Annotated in this window: 11 protein-coding genes; 9 read left to right on the top strand and 2 right to left on the bottom strand. The window is 69.8% G+C overall.

All coding sequences use genetic code 11. The features are described from left to right. Positions 1–110 precede the first annotated feature (110 nt). From rplU to proB, 4 genes are all read left to right on the top strand, one after another. Positions 111–428 (top strand): 50S ribosomal protein L21, encoded by a 318-nt coding sequence (rplU, locus tag MJ797_RS04405; RefSeq protein ID WP_239332065.1) that lies wholly within the window; start codon positions 111–113, stop codon positions 426–428. A 5-nt stretch (positions 429–433) separates the two neighbouring features. Beyond that, positions 434–703, top strand: a complete 270-nt coding sequence (gene rpmA, locus MJ797_RS04400) for a 50S ribosomal protein L27 (protein ID WP_239332063.1) — start codon at positions 434–436, stop codon at positions 701–703. A 119-nt stretch (positions 704–822) separates the two neighbouring features. Next, the gene (obgE, locus tag MJ797_RS04395) at positions 823–2,346 is read left to right on the top strand and encodes a GTPase ObgE (RefSeq protein WP_239332061.1); all 1,524 of its coding nucleotides are present in this window, start codon (positions 823–825) and stop codon (positions 2,344–2,346) included. Between the two features lie 12 nt (positions 2,347–2,358). Continuing rightward, the gene (gene proB, locus MJ797_RS04390; protein WP_239332060.1) at positions 2,359–3,477 is read left to right on the top strand and encodes a glutamate 5-kinase; all 1,119 of its coding nucleotides are present in this window, start codon (positions 2,359–2,361) and stop codon (positions 3,475–3,477) included. 181 nt (positions 3,478–3,658) lie between these two features. Here proB and MJ797_RS04385 read toward each other — a convergent pair whose 3' ends face one another. Beyond that, positions 3,659–6,868, bottom strand: a complete 3,210-nt coding sequence (locus MJ797_RS04385) for an AAA family ATPase (RefSeq protein ID WP_239332059.1) — start codon at positions 6,866–6,868, stop codon at positions 3,659–3,661. After that, on the bottom strand, positions 6,868–8,154 hold the full coding sequence (locus MJ797_RS04380) for an exonuclease SbcCD subunit D (protein ID WP_239332147.1): 1,287 nt from the start codon (positions 8,152–8,154) through the stop codon (positions 6,868–6,870). Before MJ797_RS04380 ends, MJ797_RS04385 begins: the two co-directional genes overlap by 1 nt. Before the next feature lie 237 nt (positions 8,155–8,391). On the opposite strand from MJ797_RS04380, the gene MJ797_RS04375 reads away from it, so the two are divergent. From MJ797_RS04375 to MJ797_RS04355, 5 genes are all read left to right on the top strand, one after another. After that, positions 8,392–9,651, top strand: a complete 1,260-nt coding sequence (locus MJ797_RS04375) for a glutamate-5-semialdehyde dehydrogenase (RefSeq protein ID WP_239332058.1) — start codon at positions 8,392–8,394, stop codon at positions 9,649–9,651. A gap of 195 nt (positions 9,652–9,846) precedes the next feature. Then, entirely contained in the window at positions 9,847–10,386 is a 540-nt protein-coding gene (locus tag MJ797_RS04370) for a hypothetical protein (RefSeq protein WP_239332057.1), read from the top strand. A 136-nt stretch (positions 10,387–10,522) separates the two neighbouring features. Continuing rightward, positions 10,523–12,751: a glycosyltransferase family 2 protein gene (locus MJ797_RS04365; protein WP_239332056.1), complete on the top strand. Its 2,229-nt coding sequence runs from the start codon at positions 10,523–10,525 to the stop codon at positions 12,749–12,751. Continuing rightward, positions 12,751–14,358, top strand: coding sequence for a galactose oxidase-like domain-containing protein (locus tag MJ797_RS04360; RefSeq protein WP_239332055.1), 1,608 nt, complete (start codon positions 12,751–12,753; stop codon positions 14,356–14,358). The genes MJ797_RS04365 and MJ797_RS04360 overlap by 1 nt, the downstream gene beginning before the upstream one ends. Further along, positions 14,355–15,503, top strand: a complete 1,149-nt coding sequence (locus MJ797_RS04355) for a glycoside hydrolase family 6 protein (protein WP_239332054.1) — start codon at positions 14,355–14,357, stop codon at positions 15,501–15,503. Before MJ797_RS04360 ends, MJ797_RS04355 begins: the two co-directional genes overlap by 4 nt. Positions 15,504–15,557 lie beyond the last annotated feature (54 nt).

The following is a 15,557-nucleotide window of genomic DNA, read 5'->3' as shown; positions in this document are numbered from 1 at the left end:
GCCGGTGTCGGGTTGGCGCAAGCGCCTGTTAAGGTAGTGCAATCAGGGCCGGGCACGGCTGTGTTTCCGCCGTGTGGGAGATGCCCGTCCGACTTCAGCAAGGAGAACCGGTGTACGCGGTCGTGGCCAGCGGCGGCAAGCAGCACAAGGTCGCCGTCGGCGATGTCGTTGACGTCGAGCTCGTCAAGGGCGAGCCGGGCGTGACCGTCAACCTGCCGGCGCTCCTGCTTGTCGACGGTGACGTGGTGACCCACGACAGGGACGCGCTCGCGGCTGTCGAGGTGACAGCGGAGGTCGTCGAGGTCGTCAAGGGTCCTAAGATCAGAATTCACAAATTCAAGAACAAGACCGGTTATCACAAGCGGCAGGGCCACCGCCAGAAGTTCACCCGCCTGCGGGTGACCGGTATCGAGACCGGGAAGGCCTGAACGACATGGCACACAAGAAGGGCGCGAGCTCCTCGCGCAACGGCCGTGACTCCAACGCCCAGCGGCTCGGTGTCAAGCGTTTCGGTGGTCAGTATGTCAAGGCAGGCGAGATCATTGTTCGCCAGCGGGGCACGCACTTCCACCCCGGCTCACAGGTGGGCCGGGGCAGTGACGACACACTGTTCGCGTTGGTCGCCGGGCATGTCCAGTTCGGTACCCGCCGGGGTCGCCGGGTCATCAATATCATTTCTGTCGAGGAGCTGGTGGCCGCCTGACGTCGGCGGCCATTCGATCAGGTGGGCCGACGCCCGCGTGAGATGAGGCTTTTCGCGCGTCCGGAGGTTCCACGCCAGGCACGCGGCGAGTGACGTAACGACGATGGAGAAAGGCAGCGGTGCCCACCTTCGTCGACCGGGTCGTCCTCCACGTCATCGCGGGGGACGGCGGGCCTGGCTGCGCGTCGGTTCACCGGGAGAAGTTCAAACCGCTCGGTGGCCCTGACGGCGGTAACGGCGGGCGTGGCGGGGACGTCGTTCTTCGGGTTGACCCGAGCGTGACGACCCTGCTCGAGTTCCACTTCCACCCCCATCAGCGGGCCTCTGGCGGTCGTCCGGGCCAGGGCTCCAACCGGCATGGCGCGGATGGTGTCGATCTCGTGCTGCCAGTGCCGGACGGCACGGTCGTCCTACGGCCGGACGGCGAGCAGGTCGCGGACCTTGTCGGCGCCGGGAGCGAGCTGGTCATCGCCCGCGGTGGCCGCGGTGGCCGGGGCAACGCGGCCCTTGCCTCCGCTCGGCGCAAGGCCCCGGGGTTCGCGGAGCTCGGCGAGCCGGGGGAGCGGCTTGACGCCGTCCTGGAGCTCAAGACCGTCGCGGACGTGGCGCTGGTGGGCTTTCCCAGCGCGGGCAAGTCCTCGCTGGTCTCGGTGCTCAGCGCGGCCAAGCCCAAAATCGCGGACTACCCCTTCACCACCCTCGTACCGAACCTCGGCGTGGCGCTGGCCGGTGACCTTCCGCCGTACACGGTGGCCGACGTCCCAGGCCTGATCCCCGGCGCCAGTTCCGGACGCGGCCTGGGGCTTGAGTTCCTGCGCCATATCGAGCGCTGCTCGGTCATCGTGCACGTGCTGGACTGCGCCACCCTCGAGCCCGGCCGTGATCCCGTCAGCGACCTCGACGTCATCGAGGCCGAACTGGCCGCCTACTCCGCGGACCTGTCGGACCGGCCGCGGGTGGTCGTCCTCAACAAGATTGACGTACCGGATGGCCGTGACCTGGCAGACCTGGTCACGGCCGAGATCGCCGCTCGTGGGCTGGCTGTGTTCGCCGTGAGCAGCGCCACCCGGGAGGGCGTCCGTACGCTCTCGCTCGCCCTGGCTGAACGGGTCGCCGAACATCGGGCGCTACAGCCGGCGCGGATCTCCCAGCGGGTCGTTCTCCGCCCCCGCGCGGTTGATGAGCCTGATTTCGCCGTCCGCGCACACGATGACGGGTTCGTGGTGACCGGTGCCAAACCCCTGCGATGGGTCCGGCAGACCGACTTCGGTAACGATGAGGCGGTCGGCTTCCTCGCCGATCGGCTGGCTCGTCTCGGTCTGGAGGCTGAGCTCGCTCGGCTGGGGGCGGAACCCGGTGTCGCGGTGACCATCGGCGATGTCACCTTTGACTGGGAGCCGCACCTGAGCGGGCGTGGTGGGCGTGGTGGGCGGCGTGATGCTCTGCCTGCCGGCTCGGCCGCCGGTGGATCCACGGCCGCCGGCTCATGGGGAGCTGAGGCGGTCTCGGTGGGATCCACTCTCGGCCCTCGCGGCAGTGACGACAGGCTCCGCAGCACCACCCGGTTGACCAGGGCTCAACGCTTCGCTCGCCGGGCAGCTGATCATGCCAGCGGCGCTGGGGACGACGAGGGTGACTCGTGACAGGGCCGATGTGTGACTGTTCGTGACTTTGTGGCACGGGCCAACCGGATTGTGGTGAAGGTCGGTTCGTCGTCCTTGACGACCGCGAGCGGCGGTATCGACGGTGATCGCGTCGATGCGCTGGTGCGGGCACTGCTGGCGCGTGCGGGTCGGCTGGTGCTGGTCTCGTCGGGTGCCATCGCCGCGGGCCTCGCGCCGCTGGGGCTGACCCGGCGGCCTCGAGATCTCGCGACCCTGCAGGCCGCGGCGAGCGTCGGTCAGAGCATGCTCGTGCACCGTTACGCCACCGAGTTCGGGACGGCCGGGTATCGGGTCGGCCAGGTGCTGCTCACCGCTACCGATGTGATCCGCCGCACGCACTACCGTAACGCCCGGACCACCTTGGACCGGCTGCTGGAACTCGGCGTCGTTCCCATCGTCAACGAGAACGACGCCGTCGCCACCCAGGAGATCCGGGTCGGGGACAACGATCGTCTCGCGGCGATCGTCGCGCATCTCGTCTCCGCGGATCTGCTGCTCCTGCTCTCCGACGTGGATGGTGTCTATGACGCCAACCCGCGGCGCGGCCCGGCCACCATGATCCGTGAGGTCCGGGCGGACGCGGATCTCGATGGGGTCGGCACCCGCGGCACCGGCAGCGCCGGGGTCGGGATCGGTGGTATGGCAACGAAGATCGAGGCGGCTCGGATGGCCGCCTCGGGCGGGGTCGCGACAATCATCACGTCGGCGGGGAACGCGGCCGCCGCTCTTGCCGGCGCCGATGTGGGCACGGTGTTCCACCCGACCGGCCCGCGCCGGGCGTCCCGCCTGCTGTGGCTGGAACACGCGACAATCCCGCAGGGCAGGCTGTTTCTGGACAGCGGTGCGGTGGCCGCGGTGGTCGACCGCCGGGTGTCGCTGTTACCTGCCGGGGTCACCAAGGTTGACGGTGACTTCTCCGCCGGTGACCCGGTTGACCTGGTCAGTCCGGCGGGCCTGTCGGTCGCCCGGGGGCTGGTCGCCTACGACGCGGCGGAGCTGCCGGGGATGCTGGGCCGTTCAACATCCGATCTTGCGGCTGAGTTTGGCTCGTTCTACGAGCGCGAGATCGTCCATCGTGACGACCTCGTTCTCCTCCAGTCGCGCCGCTGACGCCGAGCCGGGCGCCAGCAGACGCCAGCTGGCGTTTCGCCAGCGTGCTCATGGGCGCCGGTCTGGACGGTCCTGCCAGCGCTGGCCGCCGGCTCCAGCGTTGTCGGCCGTGCGGGCCTTGTCGGCCGTGCGGAGCCTGAAGGAGCACAGCGCGACCGGTGCCCTGGAAGCATCCCGCCGGTCAGGCGAGGCTGGTCCGGACATGGCTGCCACGGGCGCTCTTGATGACGGTGACCTGGGTGGGGATGCGCTGGCGCAGATCGGCGACGTGGCTGACGATGCCGACCAGCCGGCCGCCGGAGCGCAGGTCGTCCAGGACGTTCATGACCTCCTCCAGGCTGTCGGGGTCGAGGCTGCCGAAGCCCTCGTCGATGAACAGCGCGTCCATGGCCTGACCGCCGGACTCGGCGGTGACCACGTCCGCGAGTCCCAGCGCCAGGGAGAGCGCGGCCTGGAAGGTCTCCCCACCAGACAGGGTGGCGGTGTCACGCCGCCGGCCCGTCCAGGCATCCTCGACGAGCAGCCCGAGACCGGCCCGGCGCCGCCGGTCGCGGCGTTCACCGACATCGTGGACCAGGGTGAACCGGCCGCCGCTCATCGCCGACAGCCGCCCGCTCGCCGCGGCCGCGACCTCCTCGAGCCGGGCGGCGAGGACAAAGCTCGACAGGGGCATGCCCTGGCGGTTGTCACCGCGTCCCGCGGCCACGTCGGCGAGGCCGCGTATGTGCTGGGCGGCCTCGCGCAGCGGCGCCACCGCCGCGAACGCCTCGGCGAAGACGGCGACCAGGCCAGACAGGCGCCTGAGCCGGTCGCCCGCCCGCGCCGCCGCGGCGAGCGCCTCCTCGTGCGCCTCCCGGGCGGCTAGCGCGGCTGCCTCCCGGTCGGCCAGCGGTACCGGCGCCTGCGGGTCGACGGCCAGCTGAGGGCTGGCCAACCGGGATCGCACCCCGACCAGATCGTCCCGGTGGGCGTCCAGCCGCGTCTGTGTTGTGGCGAGCCAGCTGTCCTCCCGGCAGGCGGCTCGGGCGGTGGCCGTGTCCGGGAAGCCCGCGGCGCGGGCGTCACCGTCGGCCGCGGCTGACGCCCGGCGGTGTTCCTCCTCCGCCGAGACCGCCGCCGCGGCGGCGGCGTGGCACTCGGTGTACGCGTCCGCGAACTGTGCGATCTCGCGCTGACGTGCCGCCAGCTGGTCGGGGTCCCGCAGTTCCGGCGGAATGCCCGAACGCTGCCGGGCGGCCCGTACCCGGTATTCCTCCGCATGGGTGCGGGCGAGCTGCTGGGCCGACACATGACCGGCCACCTCCGCGGCGGCTCGTGTCTCCTCCTCGCGGAGCAGGGCAAGCGCCTGCTCCGCGGGTGGGAGATCGGCGGCGGTGGCGGCAAGCATGTCGGCGTGGCTGGCGAGGTCCGCCGCGGTCCGTTCGAACCCCTCGGCGGCTGGCTCGGGAGCAACCGGTAGATCCCGGCGCCGCGGGTCGGCGTCGCCACCGTCGTTGCCATCGCTGTTGCCGCTGTTGCCGCTGCTGCCGCGGTGAACGTCATGGCCGTCAGCGGCGTCGCCGCCCGCGCCGGTGCCGCCCGCGCCGTGCGGGGCCGAGTCGATGACTCCGACCACGGTGACCGTCGCGAACGACTCGACCGCACGGGACGGTGGTTCGCCGTCCGCACGTGCCGATCCTGTTTCCGCCGTGCTCCAGGCGGGCTCCACCCGGTTGGCGAGTTCACCCAGCAGAGTGCGAATTCGCTCATCGAGCCGGTCGGCATCGCGGCGCGCGTCGGTTGCGACTGCCGTGAGCCGGCTGGCCTCGGCTTCGGCGGCCAGCTCGTCGTCCTTGTCGACGTGGTCCGCCCGGACCTCGGCGGGGTCGGGGTGGGCGAGCGAGCCGCAGACCGGGCAGGGGGAGCCGTCGACCAGAGCGGCGGCCAGCTCGGCGGTGATCGCGTCGAACCGCTGGCGGCGGATGTCGCTGGCCAGGATGCGGGCGTCGCGGGCGGTCCGCTCAGCCTCGTCGGCACGGGTCATGGATTCGTGATGTTGCCGTACGGTGCTGGCCAGCTCCGCTGCCACCCGGGCCTGTTCCCGCGCTCCGGGGAGCGCCGCGGCGCTGGCTCGGGCCCGGTTCAGCCGGTCCTCGAGGACGTGCCGCCGCTGCGGCAGCTCGGTTCGCAGATACTCGGTAAGCGCGGTGAGCGCTGCCGCGTGGCTCTCGGCATCGGACTCGGCCGCCTGCGCCGCGGCGTCGTCGGCCTCCACTCCGGCCAGGACATGGGACAGCTGCTCCAAGCGTCCCACATCCGTGTGGCTGAGCCGGGACAGCCGCGCCAACTCGTCGACGGACGCGTCGTGGCGGGCACCCAGCAGCCGCAGCCTGTCACGCCCGGCATCCTGGGCACAACGCGCCCGCTCGAGGCTGTCCGCACGGTCCCACACGTGCTCCAGCGCCCGGCGCACCGGACTGGCGCGCCGGGCCGCGTCGAGTTCGGTGGCCATCGTCTCCATCGCGGGGAGCTCCGCTTCCAGCGTCGCAAGCCGCGCCAGCAGGCCGCGGCGTTCGGACTGGCGCTCGGCGAGCGCGCGAGCCTGCTCAAGGGAGTCCTCAGCGTGCCGGCGGGTGTCCGCCGCCACCGCGGCCCGATCGTCCGCCGCGGTGGCCGCCACCGCGGCGGACGCGGCGAGGCCGGCGACCCACTCCGGGTCGGCCTCGGGGTCAGCGGGTTCCGCCGTCTCCGCGGCTTCGGCCGCACGTGCCACCACCCGGACAAGTTCTCCGCGCGCGTTCGCCGCTCTCTCATCCGCGATCTTTGCCTGGTCGGCGAGCCACTGCTCGGCGTGCTCGAACCGGTTGACCCTGAACAGCCGCTTGAGCAGCCGCTCCCGGGCATCGTGGTCCGCCTGCAGGAAATCGGCGAAGTGCCCCTGCGGCAACATGATCACCTGGAAGAACTGTTCGGCGGTCATCCCCAGCAGCCGGCCGACCTCCAGGCCCACGTCATCGTTGCGCTGGGCCACCACCTCCCAACCGGCGCCGGCCCACCGCTCGAGCAGCGCGGTCGGGTTCACCCGGACACTGCCCTCGCCGCCACGTTTCGGTCGCTCCCAGGGCGCGGTGCGTGCGATCCGGAACCGCCGACCGGACAGGCTGAACTCCAGCCGCACCCACGGCGCCGTGCTGGCGTCGGCGTGATGCGAGCGCAGGTCGCGGGCGCGGGCGCGTAGCCCCGGGACAGTGCCGTACAGGGCGAACCCGAGCGCGTCGAGCAGGGTGCTCTTCCCGCCGCCGGTCTCGCCGCACAGCAGCACCAGACCGCCTGCCCTGAGCTGGTCGAAGTCCAGTTCGACGCTGTTCGGGAACGCCCCGAAGGCAGTGAGCTCCAGCCGGTGGGGACGCATCAGGCGGCGTCCTCGGACAGCCGGGCGTCATCCAACGCCGCCCGCAGCAACGACCGTTCGCGCTCGTCGGGCTCGGCCCGCACATGGGTGAGGAACGCCTCGGCGACGGCCAGATCGGTGCGCCCGCGAATACGCTGCCGGTAGTTGAGCCCGTCCGCGGCCCCGCCAGTAACCGGTTCATGGCTCAGGGTGAGCGTATACGGGAACCGGCGTTGCAGGGTCGTCATCGCGTCCATCGGGCGGACCGGGTCGGTGAGCACGACTGACACGAAGTCACCGGTATGCGCTTCGTAGACAGCCGAGGTCATGAGATCCGCCAGGGTGCCCCGCAGCCGGGCGAGGCTGCGGTACAGCGGCACCGGGATCTCCTCGACACCGGCCAGGCCGGTCGCGTCCAGCTCGACCAGCAGGGAGGACTTGGCGTCCGCCGCTTCCGAGAACGAGTAGGCGAGCGGTGAGCCGCTGTAGCGCAGGCCGTCGCGCAGGGCCTGCGGCTTGTGGAGATGGCCGAGGGCGGTGTAGGTGATCCCGGTGAACAGGTCCGCGGGGACCGCAGCCAGCCCACCGACGCTGATGTCGCGCTCACTGTCGCTGCCCGTGCCGCCATGCACCCACGCGTGGGCGCAGACGATGCTGCGTCCGCCGCGGCGAGCGCGCGCGGCGTGGACGGCACGCATCGCCTGCCGCATGATCGACGCATGGGTTGCCGCGGTACCGGCTGGCACTGTCCGGGCCACCCCGGCGTCTCCGGTGGCGGTGTCGGCCGCAAGGGTGCCGGTGGCGGCATCCGTGCTGGCGGTGTCGCTCGCGGCGCTGTCTGTGGTGGCGCTGTCTGTGGTGACGCCGTCGCTGGTGGCGGCGTCCGCCAGGGTCGCCGCCACCGCGGCCGGCTCGAGGTAGGGGATGGCGTAGACGTGGACCGGGCCGTGGGAGTCCTCGACGGTCACGGGATCGGCGACGGCAGCCACCTCCGTGCGGATGCGGACCCGGGGATCGAGCAGCCCGGCCTTGTCACCAAGGCGCGCGGGGGCGTCGTGATTACCGCTGATCACCACAACCCGCGCGCCGGCATCGCGCATCCGGGAGAGCGCTTCGTCGAACAGCCGCATGGCCGCGACCGGTGGGATGGCCCGGTCGTGCACGTCCCCACCGACGACAACGAGGTCGACCTGCTCGACACGAACAACCTCGACGAGGTGGTCGACGAACACGGCCTGGGCCGCCGACAGATCGAACCCGTGCAGGGCGCGGCCGAGATGCCAGTCGGATGTGTGCAGCGTGAGCATGCCATGCACGGTAAGGTGCGCCTCCGGCGGTTCCACACGCGGGTCCCGGACGGCGGCCCGCCCGTCCCGGGAGCGGCCGCTTCGGCACCGCGTCGAGGGCGTTTTCCAGAAGAAGGCCGGTAACCTCTGTAGTGAACCGGGGACATCAACCTCCGGCGGCGCGGAACATACCCGTTTCTGGCCCTTGAGCGGTGGGGCGCGTTCCGGTGGCAGGCGTCGGGTCGGAAGGAACTGATCATGAACACCATTGCCGAGGACGTCCGCCAGACCGCGGTCCGGGCCCGTGCGGCCGCGGCCACGCTCGCGCCGCTGTCGCGCGCGGACAAGGACCGTGCCCTGTACGCGATGGCGGACGCCATCCTGGCCGCTGGTCAGCCAGTTCTCCAGGCCAACGCCGAGGATGTCGCGATGGCCCGCGACGCGGGCACCGGTACGGCCATGGTTGACCGGTTGACCCTCACCACGGACCGCCTCGTCGCCATTGCCGGCGGTCTGCGCAAGGTGGCGGCCCTCGACGACCCGGTTGGCGAGGTGGTCCGTGGTCGGCGGCTTCCCAACGGCATAGAGCTGCGCCAGGTCAGGGTGCCTCTCGGCGTGGTCGGGATCATCTACGAGGCGCGTCCGAACGTGACGGTGGACGCGGCTGGGCTGTGTCTCAAGAGCGGTAACGCCGTGTTGCTGCGCGGCAGCGCGTCGGCCGCGCGTACCAATGCCGCGCTGGTCGCGGTGCTGCGGGAGGCAGCGGCCGGAGCTGGATTGCCCGCCGACGCGGTCGCGCTCGTGCCCGGTGCCGACCACGAGTCCGTCAAGCAGCTCATGCGATTGCGCGGTCTTGTGGATGTGCTGATCCCGCGGGGCGGGGCCGGTCTGATTCGTGCGGTGGTGGCGGAGTCCACCGTGCCCGTGATCGAGACCGGGGTCGGTAACTGCCATGTGTACGTCGACGTCGACGCGGATCTCGACCAGGCGCTGGCGATCGTCCTCAACGCCAAGACCCAGCGGGTGTCGGTGTGCAACGCGGCCGAGACACTGCTGGTGCACGTGGGTGTCGCCGACGCCTTCCTGCCCCGGGTCCTCACCGCGCTCCGCCAGGCCGGGGTGACGATCCACGGCGACGACGCGGTCCGCGCGCACGACCCGTCCGCGCTGCCCGCGACGGAGCAGGACTGGGCCACCGAGTACCTCTCGCTGGACATGGCGGTCCGGGTGGTGGGCTCCCTGGCCGAGGCCGTGGCCCATATCCGGCAATGGGGCAGCGGGCACACCGAGGCGATCATCACACGCTCGCTGGAGGCGTCCCGCCGCTTCGTCGCAACCTGCGACAGCGCTGCGGTCATGGTCAACGCCTCTACCCGTTTCACCGACGGTGAACGATTCGGCTTCGGCGCGGAGATCGGTATCTCCACGCAGAAACTGCACGCTCGCGGGCCGATGGGCCCCAGCGAGCTCACGTCGACAACCTGGGTCGGCGTCGGCGACGGCCATCTGGTGGTCTGAGAACCGCCGTGCCGGCGCCGCCAGGAGGCGCGCGGGGCGGGCCGGGGCGTCCGGATGTACCTCTTGGCCCGCAACGGACAGGTCCGGACATCTTGTCACTGGTTGCGAACGTGATCATGAGAAATCCGGACGTGGTTGTGCGATACCAGGTACCCATTGGGTTGATGTGGTTGTGCCGGTGTCGAAGGGGGCAGCTTGTCGATTCGCGAATCGGACGGCTCACCCGCGGGCCTTGAGTACGTAGCCAGGTTCCCATCCGCGGATTTGATCATTGTGGGATGCGGCGCCGCGGGGATGACCGCGGCGGCGGGGACGCTCCTGCCATGGGCGGGCGCGACCCTGTCCGATCGCGGGGCGGTCCTGCTTGCGGTCAGCCGTACCGGACTGGAGCTGTCGGCCAACGGTACAGTCGTGCTGCTGCTGGGTGTTGTCTGCGCCGCATCCTGCCTGTTGTCACCGGACAGGCGGCGTGCGCGTCCACTGTCCCTCGCGCTGGCGTCGGCCGGTCTTGTGATCACCGTCCTCGCCACGGCCGAGATCGATGCGGGGGATCCCCTGGCCGCGAAACTCCTCCAGCTACGGATCGGTACATTCCAGACGGACCATCCCGTGGCCAGTACACACGTGGGCCTGGGCCTGTGGCTCAGCCTCGCGGCCGGCGTCACGCTCAGCGTGGGCGGGGCCGGGTGGCAGCTGGTTGGCTGCTTCACCCGGGTCGTGGGTGACCCGGCCTGATGACGAGCGCGGGCGGCGCCGAGGCACGTGGGCGCCCCCGCCTTCCTGGTGATCGGATCGCAGCCGGCGAACAGGTCGAGAACGGACCGATTTCGGTGGCTTTCCCCTGTCGGTGGCACGAGCCCTTGGAACAAAATTGGCCTACGATTACACGTCTTTTTCGAGCCTTGCGGGCCCGCTTACCCTGCCGGCCGCGAGCGGAAGATACCGGGTCGCCTATCGCCGGGTCATGGTTGGCCGCGAGCTGTGGATGGTGCTGCCGCTGCTGGTGGCCACCGTCGGGTTGTCGTCGTTGTTCTTTGTCTGGCTGGTCCAGCCGGATCATTTTCCCCGGGGCGCGTACCTGGCGGCCCCGGTCCGTCTCGGCAATGCCGTCATGTTCCTGCTGATCGTCATTTCCGAGGGAATTCGGTTGCTTAACTCGATCACGCTCTGCTGGTCCGCGTCTATCATGCGCAATCCGGTGCCGGTGCGGCCGGCGGCCGGCCTGCGGATCGCCTTCACGACGACGATCGTGCCGGCAAAGGAACCGATCGATGTCGTGCGTGACACCCTGATCGCGGCCCGGCGGATCCACTATGGCACGCCGATTGACATCTGGTTACTCGACGAGGGGAATGATCCGGGAGTCCGGGCGATGTGTGCGGACATCGGGGTCCATCATTTCTCCCGCAACGGGGTCGAACGGTGGAACGAGCCGAAGGGGCGTTTTCGCACCCGCACCAAGCACGGCAACCACAACTCATGGCTGGCCGCCCACGGTGCGTCCTACGACATCGTCATGTCGGTCGATCCTGACCACATACCGTTACCGAACTTCGCCGCGCGCATGCTTGGCTACTTCCGGGACCCCGAGGTCGCCTTCGTCGTGGGACCGCAGGTCTACGGAAACTTCCGGAACTTCCTCACCCGCGGTGCCGAAGCCCAGAACTACATGTTCCATTCAGTGATCCAGCGCGCCGCGAACCGGTTCAACTGCGGAATGTTCGTCGGGACGAACCACGCCTACCGTGTCGCGGCATGGGAGCAGATCGGCGGGTTCCAGGATTCGATCACCGAGGATCTGGCCACCTCCTTCGCCGTGCACGGGGCGCGCCACCCGGAAACCGGCCGGCGGTGGAAATCGGTGTACACACCCGATGTTGTCGCTGTCGGCGAGGGGCCGGCGACGTGGACCGACTTCTTCAGCCAACAGCTGCGATGGGCACGCGGCTCCAACGAGGTCATGGTGACCGAGTCGGTGCGCCGGCTGCGGAAGCTGTCGTGGGGAGGCCGCCTGCACTACCTGATCCTGATGTTGCACTATCCGACGGTCGCCCTCACCTGGCTGATGGGGATGCTGCTCACCGTCAGCTATATGGCGCTGGGCTCCAGCGGAGTCACGGTGCGCATATCGTCCTGGTTGGCCCTCTACATCGATGTCGCGGTGGCGAGGCTTCTCCTCTACATCTGGCTGCGGCGTTTCAATATCAGCCCGCATGAGGAGAAGGGAACCGCCGGAATCTCCGGAATCTTTGTCTCGATGTTGTGTACCCCCTTTTACTCGACCGCCTTTGTCGGCGCGTTACTGCGGCGTCCACTCGGTTTCGTCGTCACTCCCAAGGGGCGTAGCGCCAGCCCCGATCGGCTCCTGACCTTCCGAAAACACCTCTTCTGGGCGATGCTCTCCACGGGTTCCATCACCGTCGCGGCAGCCTGTGGCAACGTGTACCCGGCCAACATGGTCTGGGCGGTGCTGTCGCTGCTCAGCTGCCTGGCACCCGTTGTCATGTGGGCGGTGTCCACGGCTGCCGGCCAGCGGCTCGCTCGAGGCAGTGGCTCAGCGGCGGCCCCGCCGCCGGCTGTCGTGCCTGTCCGGCCCGCGGGCCAGGTGTCCGTGAGCCTGCTGGAGGAACTCGACGGGATGCGTGCGCGGCCCGCGCCGCGGCCCGCGGCCCGGCCGGTCGTGCTGGTGGCCGCTCCGATCGGGTGGCGCGGGGAGGCCGTTGAGGACATGATCATGATGGCCATGTCATCCACAGCGCCGCCTACAGTGCCACCAGCGGCGGCGCGCGCGAGGGCCTACAGCGAGCAGAACACTCGGTGGCTGGCCCGCCCGGCGCCCACATTGCCGCCGGGAGATCCGGCTCGGCCCGTTGCGGCGACCAGGCAGAAAGTGATCAGAGCGGCGGCCGTCGTCCAACGGCCGATCGGGATGGGGCGGCCGATCGGGATGGGGCGGGCGAACGGGCGGCCGGTGCCCGGCGGTTTTTCGGCCTCCAGCGGTTACTCGGCGGCTGGCGGCCACCTGGAGGACGTCACTATGAAGCTCCGGCCGCGGCGTCGGCGGGTGTCCCGCGACGGCCTGCTTGAGGAGCTGACCTGATGGCCGTGCTGCCGGCCTCGCCCGGCCGGGCCAACCGGCTGCGCAGGTGGCGCATGCTGCGGTTCGGTGCCTTTCTTCTCGTCATCCTCGTGGGCAACGGCCCGTTCGCCGTTTCGTGGACCGCGGCGCGTTACGAACAGTGGCGGTCCCACCGGCCGGACTACATGCGCGGCCATGGACGCTGGGACGTTGTCGCGGACAGCGGCACGCGGTCGATCCACGCGGCGATGCTGCATACCGGGAAGGTCCTGCTCATGGCTGGCTCCGGTAACGACCAGGGCAGTTTTGACGCGAAGAAGTTCAGGACCGTGCTGTGGGATCCGATCGCGAACACCTTTACCGATGTCCACACACCATGGGATGTCTTCTGCGCCGGGCACGCCTTTCTCCCGAATGGTGATCTGCTGATAGCGGGGGGCACCAAGAAATACGAACTTCTTGCACCGGACTCCCCGGACGGTAAGAAGCACGAGTACGAGGGGCTCAAGGACTCCTACCTTTTCAACCCGGTGACCGAGCGATATGAGAAGACCGGTGAGCTGAACCATGCCCGGTGGTATCCGACGTTGGTGACCCTGGCCAGCGGCCTGGTGGTGGCGGTTTCTGGGCTCGACGGCAACGGCGACATCGACCAGGGCAATACCGAGTTGTTCAGCTCGGTCATCGGGACATGGCACGACCAGCCGGATCTCCGGAAGGTTTTTCCCACCTATCCAGCTCTGTTACTCGCCGGTGACGGCAGGCTGTTCTTCTCCGGCGCCAACGCGGGCTACGGCCCGGCGGGTGTCGCGGAGCGCCAGCCAGGCCTGTGGAACCTGGCGACCAACGCCTTCCAGCCGGTCGACGGGCTGCCCGGGCCGGAATTCAACGAGACGGCAGGGACGATCATGCTCGCTCCGGCCCAGGAGCAGAAGGTGATGTTCATTGCCGGTGGCGGGGTCGGCGACACCCAGGCGGCGACTGCCCGGACCGCGATCGTAGATCTTGATTCGCCTGCCCCGCGCTACCAGCGCGGCCCCGACATGTCGAGGGTCAGGCGGTACCCCGGCGCGGTGATCCTTCCTGACGACACCGTGCTCGTCTCCGGTGGTTCCACCGGCTACCGGGCCAGGGACTCCCGGGTCGCCGAGATCTACCATCCGGATACGAGCTCCTTCACCGCGGCGGCGGACCCGCACGTCGGCCGTGACTACCACTCCGAATACCTGCTGCTCCCGGACGGGCGGGTGGCTGTCTTCGGTTCGAATCCGTTGAGCGACGACAACACGTTCGAGACCCGGGTCGAGGTCTACTCGCCCGGCTACCTCTACCGGGGTGACCGTCCGAAAGTCATCTCGGCGCCGCCGCGGATAATCCGCGGATCGATGATCACTGTGGCATCGTCGCAGCCGGTGACAAAGGTGCGTTTGATCCGCCCGGGTGCCTACACCCATGTCACCGACACCGAGCAGCGTTCCGTGGCGTTACCGATCGTTCAACAGACAGCTGGCAACCTCACACTGGAGGTGCCCCAGAATCCCAATCTTCTTCCGTCAGACTGGTACATGCTTTTTGTGACCAACGGCGCGGGCGTTCCATCTGTCGCCACCTGGGTTCAAGTGGGATGAAAGTGATTGTACTGATCTCCAGGTTGGTGTGGCGTATCGATGTCGTCCGGCGCCGGGCCAGCCACCGCCGGACGCGAGCCGTCGGTCTGGCGGCAGCCGCGGCCCTCGCCGCCATGCTGGCTACTGGTGGGTGTGGCGCGGGAAGGCCGACCCGGAGTGCCAGCACGGCGGCGAACGGCGCCGGGCCACTTCACGCGGTCGGCGCGCAGTGCCCCGCGGGTGACCCGGCCGGTCGTGGCGCCGTGGCGGGCGCCGGACCGCACGGCCCGGTGCCCCGCGCGCCCTTTCTCGTCGATCCGAACAGCCAACCAGCCATGGCCGCACGTCAGGACGCCGCCAATGGGGCGAGCGCGGCGGCGATCGCGGCCAAGCCGATCGCCTTCTCGGTGGGGGACTGGCTGCGTGACGGTGTTCAGGCTGAGGTGGCGGCGCGTAGCGCGCAGGCGGAACGGGCCGGCGCCACAGCGGTCTTCATGGTCTATGCGATTCCGCACCGTGATGTCGGTGCCGGGTTCTCCGCCGGGGGAGAACCCGACGCTGCCGCCTACCGGGCGTTCACCCGGCAGGTGGCAGCGGGAATCGGTGCCCGTGCCGCCGTTGTCATCCTGGAGCCGGATTCGCTCGCGCAGATGGACAGCCTGCCCGCGGTCCAGCAGCGGGAGCGTTATCAGTTGCTGAACGACGCCGTCGACGTCTACGGCGGGCTGGCCCGTACCAGCGTCTACCTCGACGGTGCCAACTGTGGATGGACGGCGGCTCCGGTCATCGCGGACCGGCTGAGTCGGGCCGGGGTGCGGCGGACCCGTGGCTTCGCGGTCAACGTGTCGAACTACTACCGGACCGGGGACGAGATAGCCCGCGCCGAAGTGATCGCGGCGCTGATCGGCGGTGCGCATTTCGTCGTCGACACCTCGCGCAATGGACGGGGCCCGACCGATGGCAATATCAGAGATCCCTGGTGCAACCCACCCGGCCGAGGGCTCGGGGCCGCGCCGACCACCGACACCGCCAGCCCGCGGGCGGACGCGTTGCTCTGGATCAAAGTTCCAGGGGCGAGCGACGGGGAGTGCGGCCGGGAGAACCCCCCAGCTGGCGTCTGGTGGCCGGCTGAGGCCGACGAACTCGTCCGTAACGCGGAATCCTGACCATCTGCCCATGCCCATGCCCATGCCCATGCCCATGCCCATGGACAGAGGCCG

Origin of the sequence: Protofrankia sp. CiP3, assembly GCF_917627345.1 — a bacterium.
Classification (GTDB): domain Bacteria; phylum Actinomycetota; class Actinomycetes; order Frankiales; family Frankiaceae; genus Protofrankia.
This window is presented reverse-complemented; position numbering and strand designations above follow the sequence as displayed.